Origin of the sequence: Paracoccus sp. N5 (assembly GCF_000371965.1) — a bacterium.
Classification (GTDB): Bacteria; Pseudomonadota; Alphaproteobacteria; order Rhodobacterales; family Rhodobacteraceae; genus Paracoccus.
Genome location: NZ_AQUO01000001.1, coordinates 1,458,315 through 1,474,216, shown reverse-complemented (window position 1 = coordinate 1,474,216; position 15,902 = coordinate 1,458,315). Strand labels below are relative to the sequence as shown.

The 15,902-nt window shown below is 68.1% G+C and carries 15 protein-coding genes; 10 read left to right on the top strand and 5 right to left on the bottom strand.

Translation table 11 applies throughout. The features are described from left to right. The first annotated feature begins 40 nt into the window (after positions 1–40). The 7 genes from mmsA to PARN5_RS0107410 are packed head-to-tail and all read left to right on the top strand — an operon-like array spanning position 41 to position 6,895. Positions 41–1,615, top strand: coding sequence for a multiple monosaccharide ABC transporter ATP-binding protein (gene mmsA / locus PARN5_RS0107440; RefSeq protein WP_017999143.1), 1,575 nt, complete (start codon positions 41–43; stop codon positions 1,613–1,615). Continuing rightward, entirely contained in the window at positions 1,608–2,792 is a 1,185-nt protein-coding gene (mmsB, locus tag PARN5_RS0107435; protein ID WP_017999142.1) for a multiple monosaccharide ABC transporter permease, read from the top strand. The genes mmsA and mmsB overlap by 8 nt, the downstream gene beginning before the upstream one ends. After that, a complete protein-coding gene (locus PARN5_RS0107430; protein ID WP_017999141.1) occupies positions 2,789–3,691 on the top strand; it encodes a 2-dehydro-3-deoxygalactonokinase in 903 nt (300 codons plus the stop codon). Before mmsB ends, PARN5_RS0107430 begins: the two co-directional genes overlap by 4 nt. Next, complete coding sequence (locus PARN5_RS0107425) at positions 3,688–4,290, top strand: 2-dehydro-3-deoxy-6-phosphogalactonate aldolase (RefSeq protein WP_017999140.1); 603 nt, start codon at positions 3,688–3,690, stop codon at positions 4,288–4,290. Before PARN5_RS0107430 ends, PARN5_RS0107425 begins: the two co-directional genes overlap by 4 nt. After that, the gene (locus PARN5_RS0107420) at positions 4,287–5,132 is read left to right on the top strand and encodes an SMP-30/gluconolactonase/LRE family protein (RefSeq protein WP_017999139.1); all 846 of its coding nucleotides are present in this window, start codon (positions 4,287–4,289) and stop codon (positions 5,130–5,132) included. The genes PARN5_RS0107425 and PARN5_RS0107420 overlap by 4 nt, the downstream gene beginning before the upstream one ends. After that, entirely contained in the window at positions 5,129–6,124 is a 996-nt protein-coding gene (locus PARN5_RS0107415) for an aldose epimerase family protein (protein ID WP_026155250.1), read from the top strand. The genes PARN5_RS0107420 and PARN5_RS0107415 overlap by 4 nt, the downstream gene beginning before the upstream one ends. A gap of 57 nt (positions 6,125–6,181) precedes the next feature. Then, entirely contained in the window at positions 6,182–6,895 is a 714-nt protein-coding gene (locus PARN5_RS0107410; protein ID WP_051070978.1) for a GntR family transcriptional regulator, read from the top strand. Between the two features lie 66 nt (positions 6,896–6,961). On the opposite strand, the gene PARN5_RS0107405 is transcribed toward PARN5_RS0107410, so the two are convergent. Together PARN5_RS0107405 and PARN5_RS0107400 are read right to left on the bottom strand one after the other, a co-directional pair. Beyond that, on the bottom strand, positions 6,962–7,699 hold the full coding sequence (locus tag PARN5_RS0107405; protein WP_017999136.1) for an SDR family oxidoreductase: 738 nt from the start codon (positions 7,697–7,699) through the stop codon (positions 6,962–6,964). A gap of 57 nt (positions 7,700–7,756) precedes the next feature. Next, complete coding sequence (locus PARN5_RS0107400; protein WP_026155249.1) at positions 7,757–9,199, bottom strand: aldehyde dehydrogenase family protein; 1,443 nt, start codon at positions 9,197–9,199, stop codon at positions 7,757–7,759. Between the two features lie 180 nt (positions 9,200–9,379). On the opposite strand from PARN5_RS0107400, the gene PARN5_RS0107395 reads away from it, so the two are divergent. The 3 genes from PARN5_RS0107395 to PARN5_RS21790 all read left to right on the top strand — a co-directional run bounded on the left by PARN5_RS0107395 (position 9,380) and on the right by PARN5_RS21790 (position 12,203). Further along, on the top strand, positions 9,380–10,036 hold the full coding sequence (locus tag PARN5_RS0107395) for a peroxiredoxin (protein WP_017999134.1): 657 nt from the start codon (positions 9,380–9,382) through the stop codon (positions 10,034–10,036). Between the two features lie 101 nt (positions 10,037–10,137). Next, positions 10,138–11,127, top strand: coding sequence for a glycosyltransferase (locus PARN5_RS0107390; protein ID WP_081614946.1), 990 nt, complete (start codon positions 10,138–10,140; stop codon positions 11,125–11,127). A gap of 44 nt (positions 11,128–11,171) precedes the next feature. Beyond that, a complete protein-coding gene (locus tag PARN5_RS21790) occupies positions 11,172–12,203 on the top strand; it encodes a polysaccharide pyruvyl transferase family protein (RefSeq protein WP_017999132.1) in 1,032 nt (343 codons plus the stop codon). 99 nt (positions 12,204–12,302) lie between these two features. Here PARN5_RS21790 and pnp read toward each other — a convergent pair whose 3' ends face one another. The 3 genes from pnp to rpsO form a co-directional block, all read right to left on the bottom strand. Then, positions 12,303–14,453 (bottom strand): polyribonucleotide nucleotidyltransferase, encoded by a 2,151-nt coding sequence (gene pnp, locus PARN5_RS0107380; protein WP_017999131.1) that lies wholly within the window; start codon positions 14,451–14,453, stop codon positions 12,303–12,305. A 244-nt stretch (positions 14,454–14,697) separates the two neighbouring features. Next, positions 14,698–15,456: a hypothetical protein gene (locus tag PARN5_RS0107375; protein WP_157403950.1), complete on the bottom strand. Its 759-nt coding sequence runs from the start codon at positions 15,454–15,456 to the stop codon at positions 14,698–14,700. A gap of 97 nt (positions 15,457–15,553) precedes the next feature. Continuing rightward, complete coding sequence (gene rpsO, locus PARN5_RS0107370; RefSeq protein ID WP_017999129.1) at positions 15,554–15,823, bottom strand: 30S ribosomal protein S15; 270 nt, start codon at positions 15,821–15,823, stop codon at positions 15,554–15,556. Positions 15,824–15,902 lie beyond the last annotated feature (79 nt).

Genomic DNA, 15,902 nt, shown 5'->3' with positions numbered 1-15,902 from the left:
CCGACCGGCGGCGCGCTTCCTGCGAAAGGGGGGGACCGGGATGGACGCCATTCTGGAAATGCGGGGGATCACCAAGGAATTCCCCGGGGTCAAGGCACTCGACAACGTCAACATGACCGTGCGCCGGGGCGAGATCCGCGCCCTGGTCGGCGAGAACGGCGCCGGCAAGTCCACGCTGATGAAGGTGCTTTCGGGCGTCTATCCGCATGGCAGCTATCAGGGCGAGATCCTGTACAACGGCCAGCCCATGGCCTTCCGCGACATCAAGGACAGCGAGGAAAAGGGCATCGTCATCATCCACCAGGAACTGGCGCTGGTGCCGCAGATGTCGATCGCCGAGAACATCTTCCTGGGCAACGAGATTGCCACGCGCGGCGTCATCGACCGCCAGGAGACCAACCGCCGCACCGCCGAGCTGCTGGCCAAAGTGGGCCTGCGCGAAAGCCCCGAGACCAAGGTCGGCTCCCTGGGCATGGGCAAGCAGCAGCTGATCGAGATCGCCAAGGCGCTGTCGAAAAAGGTCGACCTGCTGATCCTGGACGAACCGACCAGCTCGCTGAACGAGCATGACAGCGACGCGCTCTTGCGCCTGCTGGCAGGGTTCCGCGACCAGGGCATGACGGCGATCCTGATCTCGCACAAATTGAACGAGATCAGCCAGGTCTGCGACAGCATCACCGTGCTGCGCGACGGCTCGACCGTGGCCCATCACGACGGCATGGTCGCGGAATCGCAGATCGTCCGCGACATGGTCGGCCGCGCCATGGACGACCGCTATCCGCCGCGCGAGCCCAAGATCGGCGAGGTGGTGATGCAGGTCCGCGACTGGAACGTCGCCGACCCGCTGCGCGACGGCCGGCTGCTGGTCAGGAAGGCCAGTTTCGAGCTGAAGCGCGGCGAGGTGCTGGGCATCGCCGGGCTGATGGGCGCCGGCCGCACCGAGCTTGCCATGAGCATCTTCGGCCGCTCGATGGGCGACTGGAAATCGGGCAGCGTCCGCATCCACGGCCGCGAGGTCGAGCTGACCACGGTGCCCAAGGCCATCGCCGCCGGCCTTGCCTACGTCACCGAGGACCGCAAGTCGCTGGGCCTGGTGCTGGAGGACACGATCCGCCGCAATATCCCGCTGGCGAACCTTGCCGGGATTTCCACGCGCGGGGTGGTGGACCGGCAGCGCGAGGGCGCCGTCGCCCGCGACTATCGCAAGCGCATCAACATCCGCTCGCCCTCGGTCGAGCAGAAGACGGTGAACCTGTCGGGCGGCAACCAGCAAAAGGTCGTGCTGGCGAAATGGCTGTTCGCCGAACCCGAGATCCTGATCCTGGACGAGCCGACCCGCGGCATCGACGTCGGCGCCAAATACGAGATCTATACCATCATCCGCGATCTGGCGGCCTCGGGGAAATCCATCATCGTGATCTCCTCCGAGATGCCCGAGCTTCTGGGCATCACCGACCGCATCCTGGTCATGAACGAGGGCCGGCTGGTCGGCGAACTGCCCACCGCCGAGGCGACGCAGGAAAAGATCATGTCCATCATCATCCGCTCGGGCCACGACCTGACCGACGAGTCGGTCACGCCCCAGGAAATCGAGGCAGAGGCCGCCCATGTCTGACACGACCGAGACCCGCCAAGGCGACACCTTCGGCTTCATCCGCCGCAATATCCGCGAATACGGCATCCTGTTCGCGCTGATCATCATCATGGCCTTCTTCCAGGTGGTGACCGGCGGCATCCTGTTCCGGCCGGTGAACCTGACCAACCTGTTCCTGCAGAACAGCCATATCGTCATCATGGCGGTGGGCATGCTGCTGGTGATCGTGGCCGGCCATATCGACCTGTCGGTCGGCTCGGTCGCGGCCTTCGTCGGCGCGCTGGCGGCGCTGATGATCGTGCGCATGGGCCTGCCGATCCCGCTGGTCGTGGTGCTGGCGCTGGTCGCCGGCGCGGTGATCGGCGGCATCCAGGGCTATTGGATCGCCTATTGGAAGATCCCCAGCTTCATCGTCACCCTGGCCGGGATGCTGGTGTTCCGCGGGCTGACCATGTGGATCCTGCAGGGCCAGAACATCGGCCCCTTCCCGCGCGGCTTCCAGATGATCGCCTCGGGCTTCATCCCGGACCTGTTCGGGCCGGACAAGCCGAACACCCTGTCGCTGATCCTGGGCTGGGGCGCCGCCGTGGTGATCCTGTGGCTGCAGATCCGCGGCCGCAAGCGCGAGGAGGCGGTGGGCATCGCCGACGAGCCCTTCGCCTTCTTCGCCGCCAAGAACGCGCTGATCTTCCTGGCCATGGTCTGGATGACCTGGGCGCTGGCGAATTTCCGCGGCCTGCCCAATGTCTTCATCGTCATGGCGGTGCTGGTCGCGCTTTACGCCTTCCTGTCGGAGCGCACGACCATCGGCCGGCGCATCTTCGCCATCGGCGGCAATGCCAAGGCGGCCAAGCTCTCGGGCATCAACAGCGAACGGGTGGTGTTCCTGACCTTCATGAACATGGGGATGCTGGCGGCGCTGGCGGGGCTGGTGGTTTCGGCCCGGCTGAACTCGGCCACGCCCAAGGCCGGCGTCGGGTTCGAGCTTGACGTGATCGCGGCGGTGTTCATCGGCGGCGCCTCGATGGCGGGCGGCGTCGGCACGGTGATCGGCGCGGTGGTCGGCGCCTTCATCATGGGGGTGATGAACAACGGCATGTCCATCCTGGGCATCGGCATCGACTATCAGCAGGTCATCAAGGGGCTGGTGCTGATGGCCGCCGTGATCTTCGACGTATCGAACAAGTCGAAATCGTGACACCGGACTGGATCGCCGTCGACTGGGGCACGACCCGGCTGCGCGCCTGGGCCATGCAGGGCGCGCAGATGCTTCAGGCCCGCGCCTCGGACCAGGGCATGGGCCGGCTTTCGCCCGAGGGGTTCGAGCCGGCGCTGCTGGCGCTGGCCGCCGACTGGCTGCCGGCCGCGGGCACCATCCCGGTCCTGGCCTGCGGCATGGTCGGCGCCCGCGGCGGCTGGGTCGAGGCCGCCTATCGCCCCGTCCCCTGCGTCCCGCTGGACCCGCGGCAGGCGATCCGCCCCCCGGCCCTGGACCCGCGGCTGGACCTGCGCATCCTGCCCGGCCTGTCGCAGACCGACCCGCCCGACGTGATGCGCGGCGAGGAAACCCAGATCGCCGGTTTCCTGGCCGAGAACCCGGGCTTTTGCGGCGTGCTCTGCCTGCCCGGCACGCATAGCAAATGGGTCCGGATCGCGGATGGCGCCGTCACCCGCTTCGCCACCTTCATGACCGGAGAGCTTTTCGCCCTGCTCGCCCGGCAGTCCGTGCTGCGCCTGACCCTGGCCGAAGCCACGCCCGACGCCCAGGCGCTGACCCAGGCCGGGGCGCAGGCGCTGGCCGATCCCGCCTCCGTCCCGGCCGGGCTCTTCGCCCTGCGCGCCGGGGCGCTGCTCGACCGGCTGGCGCCGGAACAGGCGGCCGGGCGGCTCTCCGGCCTGCTGATCGGCGCCGAACTGGCCGCCGCCCGCCCGTTCTGGACCGGGGCCGAGGTCGTGCTGATCGGCGCCCCCGACTTGACGACGCATTACGAAACGCTCTTGCTGGCGCAGGGCGCCCGGGTCCGGCGACAGGACGGCGCTGCGCTGGTCCTGGCCGGGCTGACCGCCGCCCACCGGCTTTTGCACGAGGACCCATGACCCAGCCCATCATCGCCATCCTGCGCGGCCTGACCCCGCCCGAGGCCCTGCCCGTCGCCCGCGCCCTGATCGAATCCGGCATCACCCGCATCGAGGTGCCGCTGAACTCGCCCGACCCGCTGGAAAGCATCCGGCTGATGGCGGCGGCCTTCGGCGGCCAGGCCACGCTGGGCGCCGGCACCGTGCTGACCCCGGAGCAGGTCGGCCGCGTCGCCGATGTCGGCGGCCGCATGATCGTCTCGCCCAATGCCGATCGGGCGGTGATCCGCGAGACCCGGGCGCGCGGCCTGGAAAGCTGGCCCGGCGTCTTTACCGCCACGGAATGCTTCGCCGCCATCGCCGCCGGCGCCACCGGGCTGAAGCTGTTCCCGGCCGACCAGGCCGGCCCGGCGGCGCTGAAGGCGCTGCGCGCCGTCCTGCCGCCCGAGATCCCGGTCTATGCCGTCGGCGGCGCCGGGCCGCAGAATTTCGCCGAATGGCACGCCGCCGGGGCGCAGGGCTTCGGCATCGGCACCGCGCTCTACAGACCCGGCGATGCCCCCGAAACCATCGCCACCCGCGCCCGCGAGATCATCGCCGCCATGCAGGCCTTGGCATGAGCGCGACGGTCTTCGACCCGCGCATCTGCGAACTGGGCGAAGGCGCCTTCTGGCACCCCGAACGCGCGCAGCCCTTCTGGTTCGACATCCTCGGCCGGCGGCTGATGTCGCAGCTGGACGGCGCGCCGCTGGAATGGCAATTCGACGAGATGGTCTCGGCCTGCGGCTGGATCGACCGCGACCGCCTGCTGATCGCCAGCGAAACCGCGCTCCTGCGCTTCGACCTGAGGAATGGCGAGTCCAGGCGGCTGGTGGCGCTGGAGCCCGACCGCCCCGAGAACCGCTCGAACGACGGCCGCGCCGACCCGCAGGGCGGCTTCTGGATCGGCACCATGTCGCGCAGCGCCGAAACCGGCCAAGGCGCGATCTACCGCTTTTTCCGGGGCGAATTGCGCCAGCTTCGCGCCGGGCTTTCGATCCCGAATGCGATCTGCTTTTCACCGGACGGGCGGCTGGCCTATTTCGCCGACACCGCCGCGCAGACGGTCTGGAGCCAGCCGCTGGACCCGGACGGCTGGCCCATGGGGCAGGCGCAGGTCTTCCTCGACCTCGCCGGCACCGACCAGTTCCCCGATGGCGCGGTGACCGACGACCAGGGCCGGTTCTGGAACGCGCGCTGGGGCAGCGGCTCGGTCGCCTGCCACGCGCCGGACGGGCGGCTGCTCAGCCGCCTGACCCTGCCGGCCAGCCAGCCCAGCTGCCCCTGCTTCGCCGGCCGCGACCTGTCGCGGCTGATCGTCACCAGCGCCGCCGAAGGCCGCCGCGGCCCGCAGGACGGCCGCACCTGGGAATTGGACCCCGGCCCCGCGCGCGGCCGGCCCGAGCCGCGGGTGCTGGCATGATGCGCGCGCCCTTCGGCACGCTGCCCGATGGCCGGGCGGTCACGCGGGCGGTGATCTCGGGCCACGGACTGGCCGCCTCGGTGATGACGCTGGGCGCCTCGCTGCAAGATCTGCGGCTCGCGGGCGTCGCGCATCCGCTGGTGCTGGGCTATCCGCAGCTTGCCCCCTATCTGGACGAGGGCCGCTATTTCGGCGCCATCGTCGGCCGCTATGCCAATCGCATCGGCCAGGCCCGCGCGCTGCTCGACGGGCGGCAACTGCAACTGGACCGCAACCAGGACGGGTGCCACATCCTGCATGGCGGCAGCGACGGCAGCGGCACCCGCAACTGGATCCTGGCCGAACAGACCGAGGACATGGTCACGCTGGCCGACCTGCTGCCCGACGGTCACATGGGCTTTCCCGGCACCATGCTGGTGCGGGCGATCTATCGCATCCTGCCCGGGCCAATGCTGTCGCTGACCATCCTCGCCACCTCGGACGCGCCGACCTTGTGCAATTTCGCCCAGCACAGCTATTTCAACCTCGACGGCCGCGACACGGTGGCCGAGCATCGCCTGAGCGTCCCTGCCCGGAGCTATCTGCCGGTGGATGCCGACCTGATCCCGCTCGGGCCCCCGGCCCCGGTGCGCGGCACGGCGCTGGACTTCCGCCGCCCGGTGCGGCTGGGCGAGCGGCTGGCGGGACCGGCCATCGACCATAACCTGTGCCTCGCCCCTTCCCGCCACGCCAGGCCGCGCCAGGCCGCCGTGCTGCAGGCCGACGAGCTGCGCCTGACCCTGCGCTCGACCGAGCCGGGGTTGCAGGTCTATACCGCCAATCACCTCGGCCCCGGCGCCCCCGGCCTTGCCGGCCGGCCCTATGGCCGCCATGCCGGGATCGCGCTGGAATCGCAGCTCTGGCCCGATGCGCCGAACCAGCCCGGCTATCCATCCGCCCGGCTGGAACCGGGCCGGATCTACCATCAGCAGACCACGATGCGCTTCCAGTAAACGCGAACGGTTGACGCCGGGTAAATTAACCAATTACAGCGAAAGCAGGGGGAAGAGATGAATCCTGCATCGACCATGGCGGCGCCGGTCCCGGCGCCTTTCGCGGCCCAGTTGCACGCCCGGCTGCGCCAGCGCATCGTCGGCTGCGAACTGTCCCCCGGCACCCGGCTTTCGGAACAGGAGATCGCCGACCAGTACCAGCTCTCGCGCCAGCCGGTGCGCGAGGCCTTCATCCGCCTGACCGGCGACGGGCTGATCGAGGTGCGCCCGCAGCGCGGCACCTTTGTCACCCGCATCGACCTGGAATGGGTGCTCTGCACCCGCTTCATCCGCGAATCGGTCGAGGCCGACCTGGCCCGCCGCGCCGCCCGCCGCGCCACCCCGGCCCAGTTGCAGGCGCTGTTCGCCCAGCTCGCGCAGCAGGAACAGGCCACCGATACCGCGCAGCTCGCCCGCCTGGACGAAGAATTCCACGCCCAGCTCGCCGCCATCGCCGGCAAGGCGATGGTCTGGACGCATCTGCAGCAGATCAAGATCCACCTCGACCGCGCCCGCCACCTGCTGACGGCGCTGGTCGCCCGCGACGCCATCATCGCGCAGCATCGCGCCGTGGCCGAGGCGGTGGCCTCGGGCGATCCCGACCGGGCCGAGGCGGCGATCCGGCTGCACCTGCGCCGGGTGCTGCGCGACCTGCCCGCGCTGCTCGACCTGTCGCCGGACTATTTCACCAAGACCGCGCTGCTGGCCGAATACCTGGAAGCCGAGGGCTGAACCCCGGCCTTCACTGTTTCGCAAATACCCCTGCGACCGCGCGCGCGACGTGACCCCTGGGCGCCCTCAGCCGCGCCCCACGAAGGGCATGTTGGTCGCCATCACCGTCATGTGCAGCACGTTCGCGCCCTCGGGCAGGCTCGCCATGTGAAACACCGCCTCGGCGACATGGGCCGCATCCATCAGCGGCTCGGCCCGGATCTGCCCGTCGGCCTGCGGCGCGCCGACGTGGCCCACCGCGGAAATCATCTCGGTCGCCGCATTGCCGGCGTCGATCTGGCCGCAGGCGATGTTGAAGGGCCGGCCGTCCAGCGCCAGCGTGCGCGTCAGCCCGGTCACCGCATGTTTCGACATCGTATAGGGCACCGAGCCGGGACGCGGCGCCTCGGCCGCGATCGAGCCGTTGTTGATGATGCGCCCGCCCATCGGATCCTGCCGCCGCATCTGGCGAAAGGCGGCGCGGGCGCACAGGAACATGCCGTCGATGTTGACGCGCGCCACGCCCTGCCAGTCCTGCCAGGAAATCTCGTCGATCAGGCGCGAGATCAGGATGGCGCCCGCATTGTTGAACAGCACGTCGAGCCGGCCCCATTCCGCCACCGCCCGGGCAAAGGCCGCGTCCACCGCCTGCGGATCGGTCACGTCGCAGGGCAGCACCAGCGCCCGCGGATCGCCCGCCGCGGTTTCGGCCAGCGCCGATTCGCGCCGGCCGATCAGCCCGACCCGCCAGCCGGCTTCAAGGAAACGGCGGGCCGTCAGCCGGCCGATGCCGCTGCCGCCGCCGGTGATCAGGATGGTCTTCATGCTGTTCCCCCTTGTCCCGGCGCGGATGCTAACGCCGCGCCGGGGCAAGGAAAAGCGTCACGCCTCGGGATCCCAGCCGCTGATCTGCTTGCTGTCCATGAATTCCTCGAGCCCCCAGACGCCGCCCTCGCGCGCCCGACCCGAGGCCTTGACCCCGCCGAAGGCCGAGCCGCGCCCGCGCGACTGGCCGTTCGTCTCGACCATGCCGGCGCGCAGCTGCCGGGCCAGCCGGTTGCGGCGCTTGCCGTCCTGGGTCTGGACGTAGTTCGTCAGCCCATAGATCGTGTCATTGGCGATGGCGACGGCCTCCTCTTCGCTGTCGAAGGGAATGATCGACAGCACCGGGCCAAAGATTTCCTGCCGGGCGATGGTCATGTCGTTCGTCACATCCGCGAACACCGTCGGGCGCACGAAATAGCCGCGGTTGACACCCTCGGGCAGGCCGGGACCGCCGGCGACCAGGCGGGCGCCCTCGTCGATGCCCTTCTGGATCAGGTCCTGGATCTTGTCCCACTGCTGCTTGCTGACCACCGGGCCGATATGCTTGCCGGGCTGGTGCGCGGTGGCGACCGGGGTTTCCTCGGCCACCTTCTTCGCCTGCTCGACGGCGGTCTCGTAAAAGGACCGCTCGACCAGCATCCGGGTCGGCGCGTTGCAGCTTTGGCCAGAGTTGTAGAAGACATGCCGCGCGCCGCGCGCCACGGCCTTTTCGTCGGCATCGGCAAAGACCAGGTTCGCGCCCTTGCCGCCCAGTTCCAGCACCACCTTCTTGACCGTGTCGGCGGCGGCCTTGGTGATGGCGATGCCGGCGCGGGTCGAGCCGGTGAAGCTGATCATCTCGACGTCGGGATGCACCGAAAGCTGGGTGCCGACGCCGACACCGTCGCCGTTCACCATGTTGTAGACGCCCTTGGGCAGCCCGGCCTCGTCGATGATCTCGCTCCAGACCACCGAGCTCAGCGGCGCGATCTCGCTGGGCTTCAGCACCACGGTATTGCCGGCCAGGATGGCGGGGATCACCTTCAGCGTGACCTGGTTCATCGGCCAGTTCCAGGGCGTGATCAGCCCGACGACGCCGACCGGCTCCCACGCGACCATGCTGGTCGGGGTGTCCGGGCGCAGCGGGCGGATGAATTCGAAGTCGCGGAAACTGTCGATGAAGGTCTGGATGTGATAGGCGCCGACGCCGACCTGGTCCTCCAGCGCCATGTCCTGCGGCGCGCCCATCTCGGCGCTGATGGCATCGGCCATGTCCTGCGCCCGGCGCTTGTAGATCGCGAGGATGTTTTCGACATGGACCAGCCGTTCCGCCGGCGGCACCGCCGACCAGCCCGGGAAGGCGGCCTTGGCGGCGGCCACGGCCGCATCGGTATCGGCTTGGTCGCCCAGCGAAATCACCGCCACCGGCTCTTCGGTCGAGGGGTCGATGACCTCGAGATCGCGCGGCGCCGCCGGCTCGACCCAGGCGCCGTCAATGTAGAATTTCCGCTTGTCTGCAATCGCGCTCATGAGCGGCTCCTTTCGGTTTCTGGCCGCTAACGTGGCACTGCCGGTCGGGCTTCGCAAGCGGCTCGGGGTGCAGGGCGCCGCCAGAGCAGATAACACGACTTGAAAGGTCGTGTTGGCAATCCTTTGCGCATTGCCTATGTTGGGCGGCGAAGCAACTGAAAGGACGGACCCATGTCCCTGCGCATCAACGACACCGCCCCCGATTTCACCGCCAATTCCACCGAGGGAGAGATCCGCTTCCACGACTGGATCGGCGACAGCTACGCGATCCTGTTCTCGCATCCGCGCGATTTCACCCCGGTCTGCACCACCGAATTCGGCGCCGTGGCGCAACTGGTGCCCGAGTTCGAGCAGCGCGGCACCAAGGTCCTGGGCGTCTCGGTCGATTCGGTCGAGGACCACGGCAAGTGGAAATCCGACATCGAGAAACTGGCGGGCGTTCCGGCGAATTTCGCCATCATCGACGACAGCGACCTGGCCGTCGCCAAGGCCTATGACATGCTCCCGGCCGACTATTACCTGCCGACCGAGGGCCGCACCCCGGCGCATTCGGCGACGGTGCGCACGGTCTTCATCATCGGGCCGGACAAGAAGGTGCGGCTGACGATGACCTATCCGATGTCGGTGGGCCGCAACTTCGCCGAGATCGTCCGGGCGCTGGACGCGGTGCAAAAGACCGATGGCGTGCCGCTGGCGACGCCGGCGAACTGGGTGCCCGGCCAGGACGTGATCGTGGCGCTGGCGCTGGACGACGCGGCGGCCGAGGCGAAATACGGCGCGCTGGACAAGAAGCTGCCCTATCTGCGCTTCGCCAAGGACCCGGCGTAAGGCCGGGCAACGCCGCGCCTTCCGGGGCGCGGCTTTGGCGGGCGCGGTCCTGGCGCCTTGCCCTGCGGCGCAGGATCACGCCCCGTCGCGGCACGGGCCGGATGCCGCTGCAATGTTGCCCGGAATGGAAAAGTCCCATATCAGGGATCTGTCCCGACCCGGAACGAACGGAGCCTTCGTTGACGACGCCGCCCCGCACGGTCAAGGTTGCCTATGTCACCGACCGCGGCTTTCTCAGGCCGACCCTGGTTTCCGTCTGGAGCCTGCTGCAACACCTGAAGGGCCCGGCCGAACTGCACGTCTGGGGCGACGGGTTGCAGGCTGCAGACTGGGCCGATGTCGAAAAGGTCGCTGCGGAAAACCCTCGGGTCGCGCTGCATTGCAAGGATATCGGCAGCGGCTATCTCGATGGCGCGCACGGTCCGCAAAGCTATATCTCGGCTGCCACCATGGGCCGCCTGTTCATTCCGCGCCTCATCGACGGTCATGTGCTCTACATCGATGGCGACACGCTGGTGACCGGCGATGTATCCGAGCTGTTCCGGCTCGACCTGGGCAGGGCCTATGCCGGCGTGGTGCGGGATTACACGGTCGCGCATTGGCTGGCCGATCGGGATGGACGATCCGGCGCGCGCGAGGAGCGGCTTTCCGAAATCCGGCAGTTGATGGATCCGGCCCCGGTTCAGGATTACTTCAACGCCGGGGTGCTCTTGCTGAATTGCGACGCCCTTCGCGCGGAACCGGCCTTGCTGGAGCGGGTCGCGGATGTCGTCGCCGCCTCTGCCTGCAGTCATGGCGACCAGGACCACCTGAACGCCCTGTTCCGCGGCAATGTCGTCCAGCTGGACCTGGGATGGAACGCATCCTGGGGCCGCATCCGGAAACACCGCGCACATTTGTCGCGCAACGGCACGCCGGCGACCGGCGCCCTGCCCGGCAGGGGGTCGGTCATCCTGCATTATCATGGGCCGGAAAAACCCTGGCGGGCAGCGGGCTGGGATATCTGGTCTTCTCGCGGTCGGGCGACCAGAATCTATAAACGGGCCCTGCGCCGCTTTCTGCGCAAGCACCCCGATCTGCGCCCGACCTGATCGAAACGCCGCGCATCACGCAAAGGCAGGCTCAGGAGCTGGATTTGACGAAAGACAACCGCGCTCCTTCGCAAGGCAACCCCGCCCGCGCGCTTCTGGTGGGGCATCTTTCCACCGTGGGCGACGTCGAGGTCCTGCGGCAGATCGAGCGGCGGCTCGATGCCCTGGGCATGGATTACGACGTTTCCCCCTATACCGATGCCCGGCTGACCGTGGATCAGACCTGGCTGGACAAGCACAGGCTGGACCCGCGGCGCTATACGCATCTGATCGTGATCTGCGGCCCCTTCACGCCCCGGATGGCCGTGCAGCATGACAGCATTTTCGGCCGCTTCCAGCATTGCGTGCATATCGGCGTCAATCTGACCATGGTGGAGAGGCTTCAGGACTTCAATCCGTTCGAAGTCCTGCTGGAACGCGACAGCGACAGGACCGTGCGCGCCGACCTGAGTTTCCTCGAAACCCCGGAGCCGATGCCGGTCGTGGGCCTGTGCCTGGCCAGCCCGCAGCGCGAATATGGCGAGCGGCGCCGTGGCGACCTGGCAGCGCAGAGACTGCGCCGCCTGATCCGGGATGCCGGCGTTGCCTTCATCGAGCTGGACACCTCCGTGCCTGTCGAAACCAATCGCTTCGGCCTGTCCAGCGGCGCCGAGTTCGAGGCAATCTGCCGCCGGCTTGACGCCATGCTGACGACAAGGCTTCACGGCATGGTGCTGGCGCTCAAGAACGGCATCCCGACGCTGGCGATCGACCCGGTGGCGGGGGGCGACAAGGTCACGCGCCAGGCGCAGAAACTGGGCTGGCCCGAGGTGTTCGACGCCGACGCCGCAAGCGATGACGAGCTCGCGGCGGCGCTTGCGCGTTGCCTTTCCCCGGAAGCCCGCGAAAGGGCGGCGCGCGTCCGGGACGCGGCGGTCGCGTCACTTGCGGATTTCGACGCGCAGTTTGCCGCCGCGCTGACGGTTCCCGCCGATCCGGCGCTGCGTGCGAACCTCGTGCCGCCGGTCGGCCGGATGCAGGCCTGGCGCAAGCGGTTCAAGGCCTGGAAACGCGCGCGAAGAAACCGGCGTCCCTAGGCCCGATCCGTTCCATCGCGGGCCGGTCCGGGGGGCGCAACATCGGCAGCAATGAAAAAGGCCCCGCAAACGCGGGGCCTTTCCGGAACCGTCGGCCGATCACTCGGCCTGGGCGTCCTCTTTCTTCTCGGGGGCGATTTCCTCGCCGGTCTCCTGGTCAACCATCTTCATGCCCAGGCGGACCTTGCCGCGGTCGTCGAAGCCCAGCAGCTTGACCTTGACCTCCTGGCCTTCCTTCAGGATCTCGTTCGGGTGGTTCAGGCGCTTGCTGGCGATCTGGGACACATGCACCAGGCCGTCGCGCTTGCCGAAGAAGTTCACGAAAGCGCCGAAATCGACCAGCTTGACGACCTTGCCGGTATAGATCTTGCCCTCTTCCGGCTCGGCCACGATCGAATAGATCATGTCATAGGCCTTCTTGATCGAATCGGCATTGGCCGAGGCGATCTTGATGACGCCGTCGTCGTTGATGTCGACCTTGGCGCCGGACACCTCGACGATCTCGCGGATGACCTTGCCGCCCGAGCCGATCACTTCGCGGATCTTGTCGGTCGGGATGGTCATGGTCTCGATGCGCGGGGCGTGGGCGCTGAACTCGCGCCGGCCTTCGGTCAGGGCCTTCGACATCTCGCCCAGGATGTGCATCCGGCCGTCCTTGGCCTGCGCCAGGGCCTGCTCCATGATCGCCGGGGTGATGCCCGCGACCTTGATGTCCATCTGCAGCGAGGTGATGCCGTTTTCGGTGCCGGCGACCTTGAAGTCCATGTCGCCCAGGTGATCCTCGTCACCCAGGATGTCGGTCAGCACGGCATAGCGGCCGTCGTCTTCCAGGATCAGGCCCATGGCGACGCCGGCGACCGGCGCCTTCAGCGGCACGCCCGCATCCATCATCGACAGCGAACCGCCGCAGACCGAGGCCATCGAGGACGAGCCGTTCGACTCGGTGATCTCGCTGACCACGCGGATGGTATAGGGGAAGTCGGTCGCGGCCGGCAGCACCGCCTGCAGCGCGCGCCAGGCCAGCTTGCCATGGCCGATCTCGCGGCGGCCCGGGCTGCCGACGCGGCCAACCTCGCCGACCGAATAGGGCGGGAAGTTGTAGTGCAGCAGGAAGTTCGAACGCGAATTGCCGTGCAGCGCGTCGATGATCTGCTCGTCGTCGCCGGTGCCCAGCGTGGTCACGACCAGCGCCTGGGTTTCGCCGCGGGTGAACAGCGCCGAGCCATGGGTGCGCGGCAGGATGCCGACTTCGCTGTCGATGGCGCGCACGGTCTTGTTGTCGCGGCCGTCGATGCGGGCGCCGCCGTTGATGATGTCACCGCGCAGGATGCCCGATTCCAGCTTCTTCAGCGCCGAGCCCAGGTTCGGGTCCAGCAGTTCTTCCTCGGTCAGGCCGGCCTTGATCGCGGCCTTGCTGGCCTCGATGGCGTCGTGACGATCGCCCTTGTCGCGGATGGCATAGGCGGCGCGCATCTGGTCCTCGCCCAGCGACTTCACGCGGGCGTAAAGCGCGCTGTAGTCCGGCGACTGGAAGTCGAAGGGCTCTTTCGCGGCAACCTCGGCCAGCGCGATGATCAGGTCGATGACCGGCTGCATCTGCTCATGGCCGAATTTCACCGCGCCGAGCATCTCTTCCTCGGTCAGCTCATAGGCTTCCGATTCGACCATCATCACGGCATCCTTGGTGCCGGCGACGACCAGGTCCAGGCGCTGCTCGGGGTTCGAGCGCAGGTGGTCCATGTCCTGAACCTCGGGGTTCAGCACGTATTCGCCATTGGCGAAGCCGACGCGCGCGGCGCCGATCGGACCCATGAAGGGCACGCCCGAGATGGTCAGCGCGGCCGAGGCGGCGATCATCGCCACGATGTCCGGGTCGTTGACCAGGTCATGCGACAGCACGGTGCACATCACCAGGACTTCGTTCTTGAAGCCGGGGGCGAAGAGCGGGCGGCAGGGGCGGTCGATCAGGCGCGCGGTCAGCGTCTCTTTCTCGCTGGGGCGCGCCTCGCGCTTGAAGAAGCCGCCCGGGATCTTGCCGGCGGCGTAGTATTTTTCCTGGTAGTGCACCGTCAGCGGGAAGAAGTCCTGCCCGGGTTTCGGTTCCTTCGCGAAGGTCACGTTGGCCATGACGCTGGTTTCGCCCAGGGTGGCGATGACCGAGCCGTCGGCCTGGCGGGCAACCTTGCCCGTTTCCAGCGTCAGCGTTTCCTGACCCCACTGGATGGATTTCTTGACTTCGTCAAAATGCATCTGATTTCCTCTGGGAGCGACCGGCCCTCCGGCCTCCCGTGTCTATGGCGGCCCCATTGCCGCCCGCCCCTATCCTTGCGCATGTGCCCCGGGGCTGGGGGCGTCACGTCACAGATGGGGCCCCATACAGGAAAACAGGGGCTGTGAAAAGAGTTTTGGCGGGGTCCGCCGGCGCCGGCCGTCCCATGGCGGCCCGACGCCCAAGGCGTTGCGTCCCGCCCGCGGCCGGGCGGGACGCGCCGGATCATGCGACCAGCAGCGCGGGGCGCGTGCTGGCTTCGGCGGTGGCGGCGGCAGTCTCGGCGCGCTTTTCGGCCTGAACGGCGGCGTGCTTGTCCGCCGCCTCGGTCAGGGTAGAGGCGATGTTGAGCATCCGCTCCTGCTGCAACGCCTTGATCGCCATGGCGCGGGCATGTTCCTCGTCCGACCAGGCATCCGTGGCCTGCGTGACGAAGCCGCTGTCGGCGGCCGGGGCGGTTTCCGCCGACGCCGAGCCGGCACTGGTCCCGGACCGGCCCGCCGAGACAGGCGCGGTCGAGCTCGCGTCGATGGCCAAGGCATCCGCGGCCGTGTCGACCTGTGCGCTGGTGCCGGCAGCCGCCTTCGTCACGGGGGCCGCCTCCTGCTCGGCGTCGAGGACCACGGCCGCCGTGACAGGCGCGGGCTCGGCTTCCACCAACGCCGCCGGCACATCCGGTATCGCGGCGGGCGGAGGCGGCGGATAGGCAGCAACCGGCGCGGCATCTGCCGCTTTTTCCGGGTCGTTCAGGTCGATGCGATCCTGGCTGACATCCGTGATCGGCGCGCTGCCTTGCGGCGCCGACGCCTGGTTCTGGGCGCTGTTCTGGGCCGCGCTTTGGTCGGTGCGCGCGCCCGTCGCCCCGGTGAGCGTGGAATTCAAGATACTCGTCAATAATCCTAACGGCATTGGGCCATTCTCCTGTTTACGCAGGATTAGCCAATATCGAAATCGGGTCAGCTTCCAGAAAGAACTATGGCGCATTTTATCCTTCGGCCGTTCGGCTCGACTGGCCCCGGACACAAAGAAAAACGCCCGCGGCATGGCCCCGGGCGTCCGTCTGTCAACTGCGAGAGACGCCTTAGCGGCGCAGGCCCAGCTTGCCGATCAGGTCGGTATAGCGGGCTTCGTCCTTGCGCTTCAGATAGTCCAGCAGCTTGCGGCGCTGCGCGACCAGCTTCAGCAGACCACGACGCGAATGGTTGTCTTTCTTGTGGGTCTTGAAGTGCTCGGTCAGGGTGGCGATGCGCGACGACAGGATGGCGACCTGGACCTCGGGCGAGCCGGTGTCGCCTTTCTTGGTCGCGAATTCGCTCATCACGCGGTTCTTTTCCTCGACGGTGATCGACATCGGGGTCTCCTTTCGAAGTCAAAGGGTTATGGCTCCGGCCGGGATGTCGTCCAGCGCAGGCCCATGGAGAGATCCGCCG

Bases quoted from the DNA above. Each gene is read 5' to 3' on its own strand.
- PARN5_RS0107425 (WP_017999140.1), top strand. From the start codon at position 3,688: ATGACCCAGCCCATCATCGCCATCCTGCGCGGCCTGACCCCGCCCGAG.
- PARN5_RS0107420 (WP_017999139.1), top strand. From the start codon at position 4,287: ATGAGCGCGACGGTCTTCGACCCGCGCATCTGCGAACTGGGCGAAGGC.
- PARN5_RS0107390 (WP_081614946.1), top strand. From the start codon at position 10,138: ATGCCGCTGCAATGTTGCCCGGAATGGAAAAGTCCCATATCAGGGATC.
- PARN5_RS0107415 (WP_026155250.1), top strand. From the start codon at position 5,129: ATGATGCGCGCGCCCTTCGGCACGCTGCCCGATGGCCGGGCGGTCACG.
- PARN5_RS0107405 (WP_017999136.1), bottom strand. From the start codon at position 7,699: ATGAAGACCATCCTGATCACCGGCGGCGGCAGCGGCATCGGCCGGCTG.
- mmsA (WP_017999143.1), top strand. From the start codon at position 41: ATGGACGCCATTCTGGAAATGCGGGGGATCACCAAGGAATTCCCCGGG.
- mmsB (WP_017999142.1), top strand. From the start codon at position 1,608: ATGTCTGACACGACCGAGACCCGCCAAGGCGACACCTTCGGCTTCATC.
- PARN5_RS0107410 (WP_051070978.1), top strand. From the start codon at position 6,182: ATGAATCCTGCATCGACCATGGCGGCGCCGGTCCCGGCGCCTTTCGCG.
- pnp (WP_017999131.1), bottom strand. From the start codon at position 14,453: ATGCATTTTGACGAAGTCAAGAAATCCATCCAGTGGGGTCAGGAAACG.
- rpsO (WP_017999129.1), bottom strand. From the start codon at position 15,823: ATGTCGATCACCGTCGAGGAAAAGAACCGCGTGATGAGCGAATTCGCG.
- PARN5_RS0107375 (WP_157403950.1), bottom strand. From the start codon at position 15,456: ATGCGCCATAGTTCTTTCTGGAAGCTGACCCGATTTCGATATTGGCTA.
- PARN5_RS0107395 (WP_017999134.1), top strand. From the start codon at position 9,380: ATGTCCCTGCGCATCAACGACACCGCCCCCGATTTCACCGCCAATTCC.